The sequence below is a fragment of the Pedobacter cryoconitis genome (assembly GCF_014200595.1).
GTDB lineage: Bacteria > Bacteroidota > Bacteroidia > Sphingobacteriales > Sphingobacteriaceae > Pedobacter > Pedobacter cryoconitis_C.
In genome coordinates this window covers 392,516-411,521 of the sequence record NZ_JACHCG010000003.1, presented here as the reverse complement: position 1 = coordinate 411,521, position 19,006 = coordinate 392,516, and the positions used below count along the sequence as shown (strand labels likewise).

At 39.9% G+C, this 19,006-nt stretch carries 18 protein-coding genes; 11 read left to right on the top strand and 7 right to left on the bottom strand.

Features of this window, described 5'->3' with window-relative positions; all coding sequences use genetic code 11:
- The first annotated feature begins 141 nt into the window (after positions 1 to 141).
- On the top strand, positions 142 to 894 hold the full coding sequence (locus HDE70_RS18895) for a class I SAM-dependent methyltransferase (RefSeq protein WP_183891547.1): 753 nt from the start codon (positions 142 to 144) through the stop codon (positions 892 to 894).
- A gap of 455 nt (positions 895 to 1,349) precedes the next feature.
- Here HDE70_RS18895 and HDE70_RS18890 read toward each other — a convergent pair whose 3' ends face one another.
- From HDE70_RS18890 to HDE70_RS18860, 7 genes are all read right to left on the bottom strand, one after another.
- Positions 1,350 to 2,255 (bottom strand): glycosyltransferase, encoded by a 906-nt coding sequence (locus HDE70_RS18890; RefSeq protein WP_183891546.1) that lies wholly within the window; start codon positions 2,253 to 2,255, stop codon positions 1,350 to 1,352.
- A gap of 3 nt (positions 2,256 to 2,258) precedes the next feature.
- Complete coding sequence (locus HDE70_RS18885; RefSeq protein WP_183868314.1) at positions 2,259 to 3,020, bottom strand: class I SAM-dependent methyltransferase; 762 nt, start codon at positions 3,018 to 3,020, stop codon at positions 2,259 to 2,261.
- 50 nt (positions 3,021 to 3,070) lie between these two features.
- On the bottom strand, positions 3,071 to 4,408 hold the full coding sequence (locus tag HDE70_RS18880) for a flippase (RefSeq protein ID WP_183891545.1): 1,338 nt from the start codon (positions 4,406 to 4,408) through the stop codon (positions 3,071 to 3,073).
- A gap of 18 nt (positions 4,409 to 4,426) precedes the next feature.
- Positions 4,427 to 4,939, bottom strand: a complete 513-nt coding sequence (locus HDE70_RS18875) for a DinB family protein (protein WP_183868312.1) — start codon at positions 4,937 to 4,939, stop codon at positions 4,427 to 4,429.
- Between the two features lie 94 nt (positions 4,940 to 5,033).
- The gene (locus tag HDE70_RS18870; protein ID WP_183891544.1) at positions 5,034 to 5,723 is read right to left on the bottom strand and encodes a YjjG family noncanonical pyrimidine nucleotidase; all 690 of its coding nucleotides are present in this window, start codon (positions 5,721 to 5,723) and stop codon (positions 5,034 to 5,036) included.
- 7 nt (positions 5,724 to 5,730) lie between these two features.
- A complete protein-coding gene (gene upp, locus HDE70_RS18865) occupies positions 5,731 to 6,375 on the bottom strand; it encodes a uracil phosphoribosyltransferase (protein WP_183868310.1) in 645 nt (214 codons plus the stop codon).
- Complete coding sequence (locus HDE70_RS18860) at positions 6,365 to 7,486, bottom strand: DUF7033 domain-containing protein (RefSeq protein WP_183891543.1); 1,122 nt, start codon at positions 7,484 to 7,486, stop codon at positions 6,365 to 6,367. Before HDE70_RS18860 ends, upp begins: the two co-directional genes overlap by 11 nt.
- A gap of 68 nt (positions 7,487 to 7,554) precedes the next feature.
- On the opposite strand from HDE70_RS18860, the gene uvrB reads away from it, so the two are divergent.
- The 10 genes from uvrB to HDE70_RS18810 all read left to right on the top strand — a co-directional run bounded on the left by uvrB (position 7,555) and on the right by HDE70_RS18810 (position 18,787).
- Positions 7,555 to 9,603: an excinuclease ABC subunit UvrB gene (uvrB, locus tag HDE70_RS18855; protein ID WP_221270701.1), complete on the top strand. Its 2,049-nt coding sequence runs from the start codon at positions 7,555 to 7,557 to the stop codon at positions 9,601 to 9,603.
- Positions 9,603 to 9,803, top strand: a complete 201-nt coding sequence (locus HDE70_RS18850; RefSeq protein ID WP_183891542.1) for a YwbE family protein — start codon at positions 9,603 to 9,605, stop codon at positions 9,801 to 9,803. The genes uvrB and HDE70_RS18850 overlap by 1 nt, the downstream gene beginning before the upstream one ends.
- A gap of 134 nt (positions 9,804 to 9,937) precedes the next feature.
- The gene (locus HDE70_RS18845; RefSeq protein ID WP_183868308.1) at positions 9,938 to 10,207 is read left to right on the top strand and encodes a DUF4834 family protein; all 270 of its coding nucleotides are present in this window, start codon (positions 9,938 to 9,940) and stop codon (positions 10,205 to 10,207) included.
- Positions 10,208 to 10,291: 84 nt separating this feature from the next.
- Positions 10,292 to 12,757, top strand: a complete 2,466-nt coding sequence (locus HDE70_RS18840; protein WP_183891541.1) for a hypothetical protein — start codon at positions 10,292 to 10,294, stop codon at positions 12,755 to 12,757.
- Positions 12,758 to 13,204: 447 nt separating this feature from the next.
- The gene (locus tag HDE70_RS18835) at positions 13,205 to 14,056 is read left to right on the top strand and encodes a UDP-2,3-diacylglucosamine diphosphatase (protein ID WP_183868442.1); all 852 of its coding nucleotides are present in this window, start codon (positions 13,205 to 13,207) and stop codon (positions 14,054 to 14,056) included.
- A gap of 28 nt (positions 14,057 to 14,084) precedes the next feature.
- On the top strand, positions 14,085 to 15,071 hold the full coding sequence (locus HDE70_RS18830) for a glycosyltransferase family protein (protein WP_183868306.1): 987 nt from the start codon (positions 14,085 to 14,087) through the stop codon (positions 15,069 to 15,071).
- 96 nt (positions 15,072 to 15,167) lie between these two features.
- Positions 15,168 to 16,082: a DUF6427 family protein gene (locus HDE70_RS18825; RefSeq protein ID WP_260161316.1), complete on the top strand. Its 915-nt coding sequence runs from the start codon at positions 15,168 to 15,170 to the stop codon at positions 16,080 to 16,082.
- A 74-nt stretch (positions 16,083 to 16,156) separates the two neighbouring features.
- On the top strand, positions 16,157 to 16,912 hold the full coding sequence (locus tag HDE70_RS18820) for a type III pantothenate kinase (protein ID WP_183891540.1): 756 nt from the start codon (positions 16,157 to 16,159) through the stop codon (positions 16,910 to 16,912).
- Positions 16,875 to 18,215, top strand: coding sequence for a hypothetical protein (locus HDE70_RS18815; protein ID WP_260161314.1), 1,341 nt, complete (start codon positions 16,875 to 16,877; stop codon positions 18,213 to 18,215). Before HDE70_RS18820 ends, HDE70_RS18815 begins: the two co-directional genes overlap by 38 nt.
- Positions 18,215 to 18,787 (top strand): hypothetical protein, encoded by a 573-nt coding sequence (locus HDE70_RS18810; protein WP_183868303.1) that lies wholly within the window; start codon positions 18,215 to 18,217, stop codon positions 18,785 to 18,787. The genes HDE70_RS18815 and HDE70_RS18810 overlap by 1 nt, the downstream gene beginning before the upstream one ends.
- Positions 18,788 to 19,006 lie beyond the last annotated feature (219 nt).

Below are 19,006 nucleotides of genomic sequence, written 5' to 3'. Positions count from 1 at the left end.
GAATATAATTAATTTTGCGTCTCCCAAAATAAACAAATAAACATATTTTTCTTCCATAACGTCAGATCAACAAACTCTAGTACCCCATTTGACGTTATTAACCCGAAGAGAACGCAAAAAAAACAAAAAAAGAAAACAAACATGGATAACCTTTTAACAGACAGACAATTTTGGGTAAACTATTGGGAAAGCAAAACAGGACTGTCAGTGAATATCCCTGCAAACTACCTCTTCCATAAAGAGCTCACTACCATAGTCCAGGCCCAAAAAGTAAAAACTGCCATAGAACTCGGTGGATTCCCCGGTTACTATGCCGTCTTCCTTAAAAAATACCTGAAACTCGACGTTACCCTTTTAGACTACTTTGTTCACCAGCCCGTAACCAACGACCTGCTCAAAGCCAATAACCTGAAAGAAAGCGATATCCATAGCATAGAAACCGATCTCTTCAACCATAAAGAAACCCAGCAATACGACCTTGTCCTATCCTGCGGTTTGATTGAGCATTTCAACGACACCACTGACATTATCCAGCGCCACATCGACTTCGTGAAACCCGGAGGAACCCTGTTCATCACCCTGCCAAACTTCAAAGCCATCAACGGCTGGTTTCAGAAATCATTTGACCGGGCCAATTACGACAAACATAACATCTCCTGCATGGACCCGGCGCTCCTGGCAGAAATCTGCAAAAAAGCAGGCCTCGAAGTTATCCAGTCCAAATACTTCGGGCACTTCAGCATCTGGCTTGAAAACGAAAAACAACGCTCAGCTGGTGTAAAACTCCTGAAAAAAACCATGTGGCTGGCCGGGAAAGTATTCACAAAAATAATCCCATTCAACTCCCGCCAACTATCCCCATATATCATCCTGGAAGCCAGAAAGCAAAAGTAAAAGCAATCCTAAAGCTTCAGTAAGCAGTATTATCTGGATATTGAATCAGCTTTTATACCTGAGCATTTCAGTAAAGTGCTTTGTCTGAATATTGAACCAGCTTTTATATCTGAGCATTTCAGGAAAAGGCTTTGTCTGGATATTGAGCCAGTTTTTATACCTGAGCATTTCAGGAAAAGGCTTTTTCTGAACATTGAACTAATTTTTTACTTCAGATCGTCTCTGAAAAGGGGAGTAGTATTTCTTTTTATTCTAAAAACATAACCTAACTCTGCACCCTGCCAAACCACCCCAATATCTGACAAGGAGATCTTCTTTTCAAGTAAAAGTAGCGGCACTTGTCATGCCAATTGAGAAATTAAAAACCTCCGATACTGTAGGTGACCAGCGTTGGTTTTACCAACAAAGGGCGCCGACAGTATCGGAGGTTTTTATATTTCCCTGGTGGAGAAACCCTACTTTAAAAGACCAATCCCTTTCAAATACCTCTTCACCCGATCAACTAAACTCCCCTTCCTCGTACTCAAAAACCCCTTTATAGCCAAATAAGCCATAGAACTCTCCTCAACAACCTCCGGAAAAACCCTTACCCTTTTCGGATTAATAATTACATTATAAATATCATTGATCCCAGAATGTACCCCAGAACCATCATGGCCAATATTATTCACTAAAGACTGGCTTGGGTTCAACGTTAAACCGCCCCTTAAAAAGATCGAAGCATACCACCTGATCGCCCACGAATTATTCCTGCCACCCTTAAAATCCTTCATCTGTTTCCAGAAATTCATTTTGTGTTCAATAGAAAACTCAGCCCTTTTCCTGGCATCAAACTGCTTCATCAGCACGTCAATATCCGGCTCAAAATGAGCCCACGCCCTGTCCCACGTCGCCCAGCCCCAACTCGTTGCCGCCCTGTAAAAAAATGTCTCCGGCAATGAATTCTCCTTCAACGGGTACATATACGCACCAATATGCATCACCCTTTCCTCATCACGATAACGATTCAACCCATCATTAAAATAAGTCAGCGTATACGGCGAACTCACTAAATCATCCTCAAAAACAATCACTCGCTTATAATCCTTCACCAACCTGCTTACCCCCGCAATCACAGACTCAGCAAGGCCCATATTACCGTTTCTCTCGATAATCTCTACAGACCTGAACCCCTCAATATGCTTCAACAACTCCCTGACCTCCAGCACACTCTCCTCCTCAGCCTCCGACTTCGGGCCATCAGAAAAAACAAATAACCGGCTTTCGGCCGCCAGTTCATTCTGTCTCAAAAACTTGAGCGTACGTTCAGTATGCTTAGGCCTGTTATAAACAAATAAGGCAATAGGAGCGAAACTTTGCATGAATTAAAATATTTGAAGTGTCTGACTTGATTTTCTCGTTAAAACGGTATACGCATTCCCATATTGTTCCCGCTTTTTAGTTCCCAGTAAATTTCCAGCCAATTTCTTGATCCGGTATTCCAGCTCAATCCTCAGCACTTTTGAAAAAGTCTTAGGCGCCTTATTATTCACAAACTGGTTGAACTTGATCGTTGCCGTAGGCGTCATAGAAACCCGATCATCGATAATCTCTAAACCCTCACTCTGCAATAAAAAACGTACCGCAGTAGGCGTATACATATTAATATGGCCATAATCCAGGAAATGTTTCATCCTTTTATCCACCCCGAAGCGATAATCCAGAGGAACCTCGACTACAATATGCTTAGCCACACGCTTTAACTCCCGGATCAAAATCCGTTCATGCTCCACATGCTCCAGCACATGCGCTAAAATGACCAGGTCAAACTCATTATCCCCATAAGGAATCTGGTAACCATCAAAACTCTGTACCTCCTTCAATCTGCTTAAACCGCGGCTCTGAATCAGAGAAACGCCCGTGTCAGCAATTTCCAGTGCATAAAGCTCCTTTCCGAAATTCCACTCATTTAAAAAATGGAGAATGCTGCCATCACCCGCACCAACTTCCAGTACCTTAACAGGTTGTATGCTCTTGCAAACCTCCATGATATTCTTTGCCTTAGCTTCTGCCCCAAGCATGCGCCAGGTCGTATCGGTCTGTGTATAAAAATTATCGTATGCTGATTTTACTTCATCGCTTAACATGGCAAAAATTCTTTTAAGGTGTGATATGAATTCTGAAAAATCCCGGTAAACTAGCCACCTGAACTTTTCTGACGATTGAATATTTTTTGAAACACAGTGAACAAAAATAATGATTTTAACATCATTATACCCTGATCTCTGGTTTTGGGAATTAATAAAAGATAAAAAGCGCTCACCGCACAGGCGATTAAAGTAGCTATAGATGCACCAACACCACCGTACAAGGGAATCAGCCATAAATTAAGTAAGATATTAATTATGGCCCCCATAGCAGTCCGTTGAAAAGAGATCATCGTATAACCCTCCGCCAGTAAATACTGAGAACTCGCACTGCCCAGGAAAACGAATAAACCAGACCAGATATGTATCGCTAACATTTGTCCCGCGCCATTATACGTGTCCCCATAAAGAAACTGAATAATGAAAGGAGCTAAAAAGGTAATTACTACCGCTACCGGTAAACTAATGAATACAAGCAGATCATATAAATTCCTCAAACGTTTCTGATACCGGCCAAGATCAGTTTTCCGCGCATGAATTAAAGCGGGAAAAACAGACGTTACAATAGCTACAGGAATAAAAAACCAAGCCTCACTGATTTTTGCTGCCGCGCTGTAAATACCAACCTCTACACTACCTACACTCTTTAACATCACCTGATCAATCTTCATATAAATAGAAACCATGACTGCCGATAATATCAGCGGAAAAGACTGTTTCAGCAAACTAACAGCTCTTTTGCAGCTAAAAGTCCACGTAAACAAGCTAAAACCCCTTTGATGATACATATAAACCAGACCAGCAGCAAGCGCAAGACTGTCAAAAGTTAAAGAAGCAGCAAAATAAATCAGCGGCATTTTACAAACAACCAGTAAAACCTTCACCACAGCAGACAAGACCACGCAGATATTCTGCACCTTAACTACATACTTAGAAGCAACCTGCGATTGAAAATAAGAATCAATCACATTGAACGACTTGAAAAAAGAAGCAAAAGACAAGATTAAAATAATCCAGGTCAGAGAATCTCCCGGTTTTTCAGAATAATTATGGAAAAGCAAGTAAATACCAACCGTAATAGGGATCAATAACGCATTTACCCCTAAACGCATCAATAAAGAAGTACCTAAAATCTCATCCTTCTTACCTGGCTCATTTAAAATTTCACGGATGATAAAAGTGTCCAGCCCTAAAGCACCAACAGCAGCAATAATCATCGTAAAAGCATCCGCAAAACTAAGTTCCCCAAAAGAAGAAGCACGAAGATACCGCGCAATGACAAAGCCAACTACCATGCTCAGAATCTTCCCAAACATCAGCCAACCCGTATTTTTAAAATACTTGTTAAACGCTTCCTCGTCAAAACCTTTTAAACCCGGTAATTTCATCCGCGCAAAGATGTGAAATTAAAAACTCTTCTCAATTCGCTTTAATTGTTTCAAATGATGTTTTAAATGGATTTCCATAAAACGAAACCATTGTGATGCATTTAAATAACCTAAACGTGGATGAAGCGTTTTAAGTGCGGGATCTGCCAGATGAAGCTGACTGTAAACAATATCCAGCTCTTCCAGGAATTTCTGTATAAAAGCAGCAGCGGCTTCCTTCGTGATTTTCCGTTCCCTTCCAACCAATGCTTTGGGCACTTTATACTTTGCGTTTGGTGGGAAACTTCCGAAAAACAAGATCACTTTGACTATAAAAGCGGTAGGTTTTATTTTTCCCTCGCCCTTGATGCAATGCTCAACCTCTTTAAGTGTCAGAATGCTGATATCAAAAATATGTGAATATACTTCACTATACGACCATCCCCCAATAGGCGGAGTCAATTGAAACTGATCGTCAGGAACCTCCCGTAAAAAATCATGGTATTTTGCTGAAATATCTTTCAGCAAAGAAAAAACGGAAGAATTGCGCATAGGCTAGCTTGTAGGTTTGGTTAAATTAAATTCAGGTTATCAGTTTAATAATAACCTGAATTTAAACAGCTATTCCGGTTAAAACAGCAAATTGCTAAAAATGTTGCATTAATTCTTCCAGGTGTAATATTTGCCATTCCACATCAGCAGGCTGGGCGATATTTAAGGGATTAAAGAAAATAGCTTTAATCCCGAAATCCTGCGCACCGCGGATATCTGCTTCCAGGCTATCACCAATCATAATACTCTCTTGTTTTTTGGCACCAGCCTTTTGCAGTGCATATTCGAAAATAGCACGATCAGGCTTATTCACACCCACATCTTCAGAAATAATTACATTCGAAAAATATGGATTTAAATTACAAGTAGCCATTTTAGTCAGCGTAGTTTCCTTGAACCCATTAGAGATAATATGTAACGTATATTTCTGCTGTAAATAAGCCAGCACTTTTTCCGATCCTTCGAATAAGTTCTTTTTTCTTGGGCTTTGATTCACATAATCCGCTTCAAATCCATGTGGAAGTAAATCCGGAGCTATGCCCAGCTGAACGAAAGTTCTGCTGAAACGCTCAGACCTCAATACTTCTTTGGTGATTTTTCCCAAATGATACTCTGCCCAGAGCGAATGATTATTTTCTGTATAAACATCTATAAATAAATCGCAGGCAGGAAGGCCAAGCAGGTTCAATTCATACTGATGATACAACTCAGTTAAAGTTTCCCTCGCATTTTTATCAAAATCCCAGATCGTATGGTCTAAATCAAAAAAGATATGTTTGATCATTTGATACTTAGATTTTGGTTCCGTAAGCAAGATCTCCTGCGTCACCTAATCCCGGTACAATATATGACTTAACAGTCATTTCATCGTCTATAGCACCTAGCCACAATTTAGCATGAGGTAAATTTGCACGTACATGTCTTACCCCTTCAGCACTTGCAATAGCCGCTACAATATGTAATTCTTTAATTTTGTATTTCGCCATCAGTTCTTTACAGCACAATACCATGCTTAAACCAGTAGCCAGCATCGGATCGACCATAACCAGTACTCTGTCCGTTAAATCAGGAGAGGAGATATAATCCACATGAATTTCTATCGTTCCCGCAGGATTTGACTTCCGGTAAGCAGTAACAAATGCTGCATCGGCACGATCAAAGATATTCAACATCCCTTGTTGCATCGGTAATCCGGCACGTAAAATTGTAGCAAGTACCGGTTGACTGTCCAGCGCTTTGGTTTTTGCAATTCCCAACGGAGTTTGTGTTTCTGAATCATTATACGGTAGATTTCTGCTGATTTCCCAGGCGAAAAATTCACCTAGTCTTTCCAGGTTTTTACGGAAACGCATTGTATCCTTCTGTATAGTTTCATCACGCAATTCTGCCATGAAAATATTCGCAATAGAATTTGTTTTACTCAGGTCAAATATCATCCGCCAAAGATAAAAAATTGCTTAACAATTGTGTGTATAGTCTTCTTCCAACTTTCCCCTTACCAAATTCTGGTAAAGTTTCTTTGTGCCATAACACATAGAAATGACCATTTAACAATTTAACATTTGCGATCAGTTTCCCCCATTGATCAAGCGTTTCATCAATATTGAAAGTTCTGTTCTGTAAGAGAATAGTATCATTGATAGCTATAGGATAAATCTGTAAATGCGTAGTTTTCTCCAGCTGAAGATCATACCAGAAAAACGGCGTACAAGTACCGGCTCTGAAGCCAATGGTCGTATCATAACCCATTCTGTAATCTTTGAGCACACCCGATTTAAGCAATTGCAGATAACTTTTTGGAAAGCTGATCTGCCGGTCGCAAATCAGGTCGACCCCGGCAGAAGGTTTAAAAAAGTAAACCGGAGCCAGTTTGTATTTTTCATGCTGTTCATTCAGAAATAATGATAATCCGCTACCCTTTGCCTGAGCAGCAGATCTGGGACGCGAAATAAAAGGGATATTCCTTAAAAAATTAATAGCATGCCTGAAGATATTAAACGAGCTCATCCCCGGTGCATCATACATGCAGACCAGCGGAGTGAACTCAAATTTCTTTTGTCCGAAATGCAGCTTGGGATAACGCTTTAATAACATGTTTTTGAGCAGCAATGCCCAGCCATCTATTACCGGGAATTCCAGCAGCTTAAGTTTGGATTGTAAACTGGCTTCGGCAGGATAATTTCCTTCCGTATCCGGGGTAAAAGGAAGGTATTCTTCATAGCGGCTTACAAAATAAAACGCTGCTGCGAAAACATCAAACGGTAAACTGCTGTTATCAACTGCAAAAGGGACTATCATATCCCCGAACGTTGTGGTTTTTATATTTGGAGGCGAAATGGTATGCGCAAGCAGGAAATCGGAATTCTTGAAAAAAGGCTCATCGCCAACAGGCATGTCGGAATAAGTGATTTTAGGCAACGGTGAAGCCTTAAATTCCTGCACATTCGAACTGAACCCTGCTTGTGTTTTGAGGATATCGGTGAAAATAAAGTTGAAAACATACTTAATCCTGGGTGTAAGTATGGGAACATATACCAGTAATTTCATGCTGCCAATAAATTTAGGATATAATCACGACAATCCAATACATCAATAATTGTTATCTTTGAATAGCTATGAAATTTCAACTTGTTTCAGATTATAAACCTACGGGTGATCAACCAGCCGCCATTGAACAATTGGTTACAGGCGTTAACAATAATGAAAATTATCAGACTTTACTGGGGGTAACGGGATCTGGTAAAACGTTTACAGTAGCCAATGTGATTCAGCAAACGCAGAAACCTACTCTGATTCTAAGCCATAATAAAACTCTGGCTGCCCAGTTATACGGAGAATTCAAGAACTTTTTTCCTGAAAATCAGGTGAATTATTTTGTTTCTTACTATGACTATTATCAGCCAGAGGCCTATATGCCCAGCAGCAATACTTATATCGAAAAGGATTTAAGTATCAATGAAGAGATCGAAAAACTCAGGCTGAGAACAACTTCAGCCTTAATGTCGGGCCGCAGGGACGTAATTGTAGTCTCTTCTATCTCCTGCATTTATGGTATGGGAAATCCGGAAGATTTCTCCCGTTCGGTGTTCCGGTTTGCGGTAGGCACCAGGGTTTCCAGAAATACATTCCTGCATAGCCTGGTTGAAATTTTATATGCACGGACTATCAATGACTTTAAAAGAGGGACATTCAGAGTTAAGGGTGATACCGTTGATATCTTTCCAGCTTATCTGGATACTGCTTACCGGATTTCTTTTTTCGGCGATGATATCGAAGAATTAAGCATTATTGATCCGGTAACTGGTAAAACATTAGAAAAAGTAGAAGATATGGCCGTTTATCCGGCAAATCTGTTTGTAACTCCAAAAGATAGATTTACTTCTTCGATCTGGGGAATTCAGGAAGAACTGGAAGTACGTAAAAATCAATTGATAGGAGACAGGCAGTTACTGGAAGCCAAGCGATTGGAAGAAAGAGTCAACTTTGATATTGAAATGATGAAAGAACTGGGTTATTGTTCAGGTATTGAGAACTATTCAAGGTTCTTTGATGGCCGTCAGCCTGGTATGCGCCCTTTCTGTCTGCTGGATTATTTCCCTGAAGATTACCTGATGGTCATTGATGAAAGTCATGTAACTGTACCTCAAATCAGGGCGATGTACGGTGGAGACAGATCGCGTAAAATGTCATTGGTAGAATATGGATTCCGCTTACCTTCTGCGCTGGACAACAGGCCTTTAAACTTTGAAGAGTTTGAGAGTCTTGCCCCGCAGACCATTTATGTAAGTGCAACACCTGCGGATTATGAATTGCAGAAAACTGAGGGAGTTGTGGTCGAACAGGTGATCCGTCCTACAGGATTGCTTGATCCGCTGATTGAAGTGCGTCCGGCAATTAATCAGGTTGATGATTTACTGGACGAAATTGATAAAACTATAAAAATGGGCGACCGTGTACTGGTAACCACTTTGACCAAACGTATGGCAGAGGAGTTGACCAAATACATGGACAGGCTGAATATAAAATGCCGTTACATCCACTCTGAAGTGAAAACACTGGAGAGGGTAGAGATTTTGAGGGGATTGCGTTTAGGTGAGTTTGATGTGCTGATCGGGATCAATTTATTAAGGGAAGGACTGGATTTACCGGAAGTTTCTTTTGTAGCGATCCTGGATGCCGATAAGGAAGGGTTTTTAAGATCAGACCGGGCATTGATTCAGACCGTCGGCAGGGCGGCAAGAAATGACAGGGGAAGGGTAATTCTTTATGCGGATAAAATAACAGATTCCATGGCCAGAACCATAGATGAAACCAGTCGCCGCAGAGAGCGGCAGATTGCTTACAATGCTGAACATGGTATCACTCCTAAAACAGTAGGAAAAAGCAGAGAAGCTATTCTGGAACAGACTTCTGTACTGGACTTCTCAGCAAATACAGAGCATAAAAATGCTTACGTAGAGACTAATCAGGCGAGTATAATGGCAGATCCGATTGTGCAGTATATGACACAACCCGAAATGCAGAAATCAATTGATAAGACGCGTAAAGATATGGCTAAAGCAGCCAAGGATATGGATTTCTTAATGGCTGCACGGTTGCGGGATGAAATGTTCGCAATGGAAACAGTTTTTGCAGAGCGATTCGGTAAACAAAAAGTTAAATAATGGACGGAAAGAACAGATCGGATATTTATCCGGGATTAGAAGTAGAAATCATTTTAAAGAAAGATCAGCGCAGCGGGAAGCTGACCAGGGGAATAGTCGCTAACTTATTGACTTCCTCAGCTTTTCACTCCCGTGGAATTAAAGTTCGTCTGGAAGACGGGCAAATAGGAAGAGTTGCAGAAATCGTTGAAGAAGATTAGGCTTCTAAATGAGTTTAAATGCCGATTACAGCAACATTTCTGTACAGATTGTAATTATTATATAACAAACAGGCAGTCTTTGTAATAATCGGCATTGAATTCTGTCTATATTTGTAGATTAACTGAAAAAATAAATGGGATTAATTAAATTTCTTTTTTTTACTATACTGATACTCTGGATCATCCGTCTTTTGTTAAGACTGGTTTTTCCTATGGTAGTCAAAAGTATCTTCGGGAAAATGCAGCAACAGTCTTCAGGTTACGCCGGACAGCAGCAGCAACAACAACAGCGCTATTCTACTAAACCAGAAGGCTCGTTGTCAATTGACTATGTACCGCCGCAGCCTAAGCAGGGAAATGCCGATAAACTAGGTGATTTCGTTGATTACGAGGAAATTAAATAAAAATATCCCGCTAATCGATATATTTCCTTCCTAATCTGTATCAATTTTATATTTTTGGGGTTAGTTTAATATAAACAGACCTTAATGAACAATTGGTTAAAAAGGAATGGCATACACTTAGCCATCAGTGCATTTTTTGTAATTTTATGTTTCGTCTATTTTAGTCCTGTTTTACAGGGGAAGGTTCCGATTCAAGGCGATGTAATGCAGGCTAAAGCCATGCAGCGGGAAATCATGGAGTACAAAGCCAAAGATGGCAAAGGGCCGCTCTGGACGAACGAAATGTTTGGCGGGATGCCGGCTTATCAGATCTGGGTTCAATATCCGCTCAATCTGACTACTTATGGGATAGCATTGATTACAGATGTTTTACCAAACCCTGTAGGCACGGTCTTAATGTACCTTTTAGGTTCATATTTGCTTTTCTGCGTATTAAAGGTTAATCCCTGGCTTGCTGCGGCAGGCGCGATTGCATTCGCATTTACTTCTTACAACTTTATAATTATTAGTGCCGGGCATAGCAATAAGGCCCTTGCAATTGGCTTATTTGCGCCGATCCTTGCAGGGATTATTCTGACGATGCGGGGCAAATACTGGATGGGTGCAAGTTTAACGGCACTTTTCCTGGCCCTGAATATCAGAGCCAACCATATCCAGATGACTTATTATTTTCTGTTAGCGCTGTTAATTTACATCGGAATAGAAATTTACCATGCTGTTAAAGCGAATAAAACTAAAGAACTTTCTAAAGCGCTTGGGTTTCTTGGAATGGCCGTACTGCTTTCAGTAATGGTAAATGCGAGTAACCTGTGGACGACTTATGAATATGGAAAAGAAACTATCCGTGGTAAATCTAACCTGACTGCTGATGCAGCAGAACCAGATAGTGGTCTTCCAAAGGACTATGCTTATCAGTGGAGCCAGGGTGTAAGTGAATCTTTCACCTTTTTAATCCCTAATTTATATGGTGGTGGAACAAATCGTCTGGATGCTAAATCAAATGTAGCTAAAGCGATTGAAACTGTAGGTGCTTCACCTGAGCAGGCGGCTGGTTTTGCAGCGCAAATGCCGGTATACTGGGGAGATAAGCCAGGTACAGCAGGCCCTTATTATTTCGGATCGATTGTATGTTTATTATTTGTATTCGGGTTATTTATTGTTCGTAACCGTATCAAATGGTGGATCTTAGCGACTACAATCTTATTCCTTTTCTTATCATTTGGTAAAAACTTACCATTTATATCTGATTTGTTCTTCGACTATGTACCGTTATACAACAAATTCAGGGCTGTAGAATCTATTCTGGCAGTAGTTGGTCTGTTGTTCCCAATATTGGCTGTATTAGCTGTTAAGGAAGCTCAGGACGGACAATATGATCAGAAATACCTGGTTAAGAAACTAACCTGGTCTGCGGGCATTACAGGTGGTTTCGCCCTGATCATTGCAGTTGTACCTACTTTGTTCTTCAGTTTCAAAACTTCGGATCATGAAGCTTTTCTGAATACGTTAAGTCAGGCCGTAAATAATGATAAAAACGTTGCGCTGACCATTGGCAATGCTTTAATACAAGACAGAGCAGAACTGGCAAGAGCTGATGCTTTGAGAACTTTGATCTTTATCGCTATCGGATTTGGATTAACCTGGGCATTCATCACTAAAAAAATGAAAGCAGAGTATGCTTTTGGTTTACTGGCTTTATTTATCCTGATTGATATGTGGCAGATAGATCGCCGTTATTTAAATAATCAGAATTTTGTACCTGCGTCTTCATTGACTAACCATTATCAGCCAAGAGATGTAGATACTTTTATTTTAGCGGATAAAGATCCTGATTTCAGGGTGTTTGATACGTCTATTCCTACTTTTACCAGTGCAGATGCTTCATATTTTCATAAAACAGTTGGTGGAGCGCACTCAGCGAGGTTAAAACGTATTCAGGAGTTGGTTGATCATCAGTTTACCAAAAGCGTCAACCACGATGTGCTGGACATGCTGAATACTAAATATATTATTACGCAGGATCAGCAGTCTGGTGCTTATAAAATGCAGCGCAATGAGTCTGCTGCCGGCAATGCGTGGATTGTAGATCAGGTTCAGTTTGTGAAAAACTCTGATGAAGAAATGAAAGCGATCAGCAGTTTTGATCCTAAGAAAGAAGCAATCGTGGATATTAAGTACAAAAACTTAATTGATACGGCTAAAGCGGGTATTGGCGGGCCAACAGCAATGATTAAGTTAGATAGCTATCATCCTGACCATATGGTTTATTCTTATAGTGCGCCAAGAGATGTAATTGCTGTTTTCTCTGAGATCTATTATGATAAAGGCTGGAAAATGTACATCGATGATGTAGAGAAACCTTATTTCAGAGCTGATTATACCTTACGTGCAGCACAGCTTCCTGCTGGAAACCATAAGATTGACTTTATTTTCCACCCTACTTCTTATTATATGGGAGAGAAAATCTCCTTTGCAGGTTCAATCCTGTTGGTATTAGGTTTGGGATTTGCAGTTTATACAGATCAAAAAAAGACAAAAAAGGTGAGTTAAGAATTTTTAACTGATCAAATGAGAAGGGTTGTTGCGTGATGCACCAGCCCTTTTTTATTGGGCTGAAAAGTTGGGGTTTTGCAGAGGTTTTGGCTAGGTTGTGTTGCAGTTTGAACTAGCGTTGAACCGGGGTTGAACCGGCATTGAACCGACCTGAGCTACTTCAACCCCGGCTCAATGCCGCTTTAGTACCGCTTCAAACTGCAACACAACCCCTGCACAATATAGCCGGAACCCTAATGCTTACTATCCTGAATTCTATTTGACTTAATCCTTAAAAAAACAAATGTTTATACCATAATATTTACTTAATGTATTGTTAACCTGAGTTTTGCACATTTGTGTATATAAACTGAACTGATATGCAAGAAGTAATTACGGTTGTCTGTGTTATCGCTCTTGTAGCTTTCTTTTTCAGTCCCTATGAACTAACCATAGATGAAGACGATGTGTAAAAGAGAAGTTGATATTGTCGTGATTTCTGATGTCCACCTGGGCACTTACGGTTGTCATGCAAAAGAACTCCTTAAATATTTAAAAAGTATCAAACCCAAAATACTGATCCTGAATGGAGATATCATTGATATCTGGCAATTCAGTAAAAGATACTGGCCTGAAACACATATGAAAGTTGTCAGAAAACTGATGAAGTTTGTAGCAGAAGGCGTACCAGTATACTATCTTACAGGAAATCATGATGAGTTATTGCGCAAATTTGCGGACATGCACCTTGGATCTTTTCATATCCAGAATAAGCTGGTTTTAGAACTCGACGGAAAAAAGGCGTGGTTTTTCCATGGTGATATCTTTGATGTGACGATGCAGCATTCAAAATGGCTTGCCAAATTGGGCGCAGTGGGTTATGACAGTTTAATTCTGATCAATAGCTTTGTCAACTGGGGCCTGAAACTCTTCGGCAGAGAGAAAATGAGCTTTTCTAAAAAAGTTAAAGCGCAGTTTAAGGATGCAGTCAAGTTTATCAATAAATTCGAAGATACAGCCTCCGAACTGGCGGCACAAAATGGCTATGCTTATGTAGTATGCGGCCATATTCATCAACCTGAGATGAGAACAGTAACTACTGAAGATGGGCAGGTACTCTATTTAAACAGCGGAGACTGGGTCGAAAACCTGACCGCGCTGGAATACAAGGATCAGAACTGGAACATCTTCAAGTATGATGCGAAAGACTTTCAGACAGACGAGGTAGAAGAGGGAATTCTTTCTGATAGTGAGGATTTGCATAGTAAGCTGGATATCAATATGTTGCTACAAAAGATAAAATTAGAAATTGTCTAGCAAATAAAATTACAGATATTCGGCAAGGATGAAGATACTTTATGCTATTCAAGGTACAGGAAACGGTCATATCAGCCGCGCACGTGAAATCGTGCCTTTATTACAACAGCACGGCGATGTAGAATTATTAATCAGTGGTACACAGGCTGATGTTAAATTGAGTCAGCAAGTGGCTTATCAGCTTCATGGTTTTAGTTTTATTTTCGGTAAAAAGGGTGGGGTAGACCATTACGAAACCTGGAAGTCAATGAATCTTCCGCGGTTTGTAAAAGATATGCGTCAGCTCCCACTTAAAAACTACGATCTTATTTTAAATGATTTTGAACCTGTTACGGCATGGGCTTGTAAATTAAAAGGGGTGGAAAGTGTGGGCTTAAGCCATCAGGCATCTTTTCAGTCGAAGAAAGTTCCAAAGCCTAAAAGTATAGACTGGGCACAATTAGTAATGAAATACTATGCGCCATCAACCCATTATGTGGGTTTTCATTTCAAAGAATACGACGATTTTATCCATACACCAGTTATCCGTTCAGAGATCAGAAACTTGCAGACGAGTAACCTGGGGCACTATACAGTCTATTTGCCGGCAATTGCTGATGAAATGCTGGTGCCGATTTTGAAACAAATTCCCCATGTACAATGGCAGGTTTTCTCTAAACATACGAAGACAAGTTTTACAGACGGAAATGTTCAGGTGCGTCCTGTCAATAATGAACAGTTTAATCTGAGTATGGCAAGTTGTGAAGGCTTATTTACAGGCGGTGGCTTTGAAGGGCCTGCTGAAGCTTTGTTTCTGGGTAAAAAACTGCTGGTTGTCCCGATGAAATTTCAATACGAGCAACAGTGTAATGCTTATGCTTTACAGCAAATGGGTTTGCCTGTGATCTGGGGATCTAATAAAAACTGGCTGCCTGTGATTCAGAAATGGGTACTTCAGCCGCAAACGCATCAATTTAATTTTCCTGATGAGACTGCTGATGTGATTGAAAAAGTTGTCAGCCAGTTTGCCAGATAAATTTCTTTACTTTGCCCTTCTATTTACGGCATGATCAATCAATTCAAAACGTTAAACCCTATCAATATACTCCTGCTGTTCGCATATACTTTTTTTATGCGGATCTCGATTTTGATCAATCCACCAGTACGGTTGAATTTTGAGTTTATGGAGCCGTATGCCAAGTTTTTGATTCAAATTCCTATAGGTGATAATTTTTCGGTGATTACCAACATTCTGCTGGCCGGTATTTTGGTTTTTATACAAGCGATTATCTTTAACAGGATCGTTAATAACCATACTTTACTCGCAAAACCAAGCTTTCTCCCTGCTTTACTCTATATCACAGGAGCCAGTTTATTCGATCCTTTTCTTATTCTCAGTCCTGTGCTGATCTCGAATTTCATGCTGATCCTGATCATGGATAAACTATTGAAAATTGGTAAATCGCCCAATGCAATCATGATTATGTTTGATATCGGGCTCTTTATCGCAGTGGGCACACTGATTTATTTCCCTTTTGTGATGATGCTTTTGCTGATCTGGCTGAGTTTACTGTTATACCGCTCTTTTAACTGGCGGGAATGGGTTTCCGGACTGGTAGGTTTTCTGACGATTATCTTTTTTCTGGCTGTTTTCTATTACTGGAACGACAACCTGGGGATGTTTTACAAAATATGGCTTCCTTTAAAAAATAAGTTTCCATCCATGTTCAGGATCAGGTATAATGATTACCTGGTGCTGGTTCCGGTAGGGATCACGATGGTACTGGCTTCTATACAGTTGCGGGAAAATTTCTTCAGGAGTTTTATCAGTACCAGGAAAGCCTTTCAAATGCTGTTTTTCATGTTTCTGATTGCGATTTTAAGTGTTTATACGAAGTCGAATTTTAAACTTTACCACTTTTTACTTTGTGTGCCGCCGGGTGCAGTTTTGCTGGCTTACTATTTTTCGAATGCGACAAAACGATGGTTTTATGAAAGCCTGTTTGTTATTTTAGTCTTAACGATACAGTTCTTTTTATTTGTTTAACTTTTTTTAACAATTTGACGGCTTGAAACTTCGTAAAGATTAATAGCTTTGTAACATGAAGTGTGGATTGGTAAATGCATAATCTCGTAATAGATATCGGCAATACTAACAGTAAAATAGCTGTTTTTAACGATAAAGTGCTGGTATTTTTTCAAATCCTTGAGCATTTTGATCAGCAGGTGCTGACGACATTAATCGCAGAATATAAAGTCGCTAATTCTACTGTTTCCAGTGTGAAGAAGGCTGATGCGGAGCTTTTGACTTTATTGCAGGCAAAAACTAATTATATGCCGTTTTCTACTAATCTGAATACGGGTATAAATAATTATTATAAAACAATATCCACTTTAGGGCAGGACAGATGGGCAAAAATAATTGCCGTTCATCACGCCTATCCCCAGCAGGATTGTTTGGTTATAGATGCAGGAACCTGTATTACCTATGATTTTTTAAATAAGGAGGGAGCTTATTATGGCGGAAGCATTAGTTTAGGCCTTAATATGCGGTTTTCTGCTTTGAATCACTATACCGGAAAGCTGCCATTAGTGAAGTGGGACAGGGAATTACAAATTATTCCTCGGGGTACTGATACAGAGACAGCCATCATAAATGGCGTCTTACAGGGAGTAATCAACGAAGTTGAAGGATTTATAGCATTAAATAACAAAAATAATAAAGAACTGAAGGTAGTTATAACTGGAGGGGATGCTACTTTTTTGCTGGAACAATTAAAAAACAGCATCTTTGCACCTCAAATTATACACGATCCCTATTTAGTATTAAAAGGATTAAATGAAGTCATTGCATTTGAATATGTACAAAAAAATTAATTATATAACGGCAGTTTTAGTTCTGCTGGCCAGCATTTCTGTCAACGCACAGGTTACTACCCAGTCGCCATATTCTAAATATGGAATCGGAAATCTCAAAGGTGTCTTACTCCCTCAGTTCAGGGCGATGGGCGGAATTTCCACAGCGGTTAATAAGCCTACCGGATATAACAACATCAACATTCAGAATCCTGCATCCTATGCCGGAATCACTTCGACGACTATTGATGTTGGTATTGCGGGTACTTTTACCAACCTGAAAAAGGATGGTGCAGCTGAAAACAGTTTCAATGGTACCTTAAGCCACCTTGCTTTGGCTTTTCCGGTAAACCGGCACTCTGCATTGAGTTTTGGTATCCTTCCGTATTCAGAGCTGGGCTATAATTTCTCTAACAAACAGACTATTGCAGGTACACCTGGAAATCCTTCAACTTCTGATGTAAATAATGTTTATACTGGTGAAGGCGGGTTATCGAAAGCTTATATCGGTTATGGTTACCGTTTTGGAGATCATTTTAGAATTGGTGCCAATATGGAATACCTTTTCGGAAACCTGATTGAAGATAAAGGTGTTGAATTTGTAAATGATCCAAGTGCTTTTGCTACCCGTCTGCAAAATAAAAACAGTGTTGGCGGTATCAGTTTCTCTTATGGTGCGCAGTATGATATCCGTTTAACCTCAAAAATGTTATTGACTTTTGGTTATTCTGGTTCATCAGCTTCTACCATCAACTCTACGAGAACCTTTATGGCCAGTAAGTATCTGTATGATGGCAGTACAGGAGATGGAAATGTAACTGTAGAAACTGTGGATTCTATAGGGAGCGGAAAATCTAATCTGAAACTTCCTTTGATACATAACTTCGGAATTGCATTGCAAAAAGATAACAAATGGTTGATTGGTGCAGATTTCAGAACAGGTAAATGGTCTTCATATGCTATTAATGGGGTGAACCAGGGTTTGCAAAATAGCCAGGGCATATCAGTAGGTGGTCAGATTACACCTGATATTACTTCAATCAATAGTTATTTTAAAAGAGTTGACTATCGTTTAGGTTTTAGTTATGATAAGACTTATATCAATATCTCTGATCAGGATGTGAAACAAATGGCGATATCCTTCGGTCTTGGATTGCCATTGGCAAATTCCCAAACCAGAGGTACCTTCTATAAAATGAACTTCACCACTGAGCTGGGCCGCAGAGGAACTATGCAAAGTGGTACCCTTCAGGAAAACTATATCAGTGTTCATTTAGGCTTCACGCTGAATGATACCTGGTTCAAAAGATTTAAATTCGACTAATGAATATTGCCGGTATATTATCCCGTATAGTTATACTGTGCTTTGTCCCGCTTTTTTTAAGCTCCTGCAATGGGGATGACTTAAAAAAAGCGGCAACAATATCCTCTAAAAAACTTACACTCAGTAAGGACCGGTCTTTAAAGGTAGAAATCGTTTTCAGCGATTCTGCGGTAGTTAAAGCCAAAGGGTTTGCGCCCATCCTGGATCAGGTAAACCCATCTTCCGGGAGTAAATATCAGGAGATGCCGAAAGGAGTGAAAATTACCTTCTTCGATCCAAAGCAAAACGTTACAGGAACTATTACTTCTGATTATGCGATCAGAAAAGAAACTGAACAGGTAACGATATTCAAGAAAAATGTTGTTGTTGTTCGTGATGATCTGACTTTTAATACAGAAGAGCTGACCTGGAATCAACAAAAAAAAATGTATTACTCTCCAAAAGGTATAGTTACCCGGCCTGATGGCACCGTTTTAAATGCGGTAAATTTTACTGCACCTGAAGATTTCAGCTCTGTAGCCTTTGAACAAGGGTCAGGTGAAACTTATGTCAAAGGTGATTTAGGGCAATAACCCTGCATCCTTCCGAAAATGATTCTCCGTTAAGCTCCCAAAGCTTACTCTGTAACTAAAATGTTATGAATTCCTGCGATAAAAAAAGTGGCTGATTTCATTCTTCAAATTTTGGAAGAATTGCTTGTCTCAGTGCTTTTTTAGCACTTTTTGGATTCAAAAATGCGCCTCCTGATATTAATTATAGGTTAATAATGAAAACCAGAATATGCCTCTACT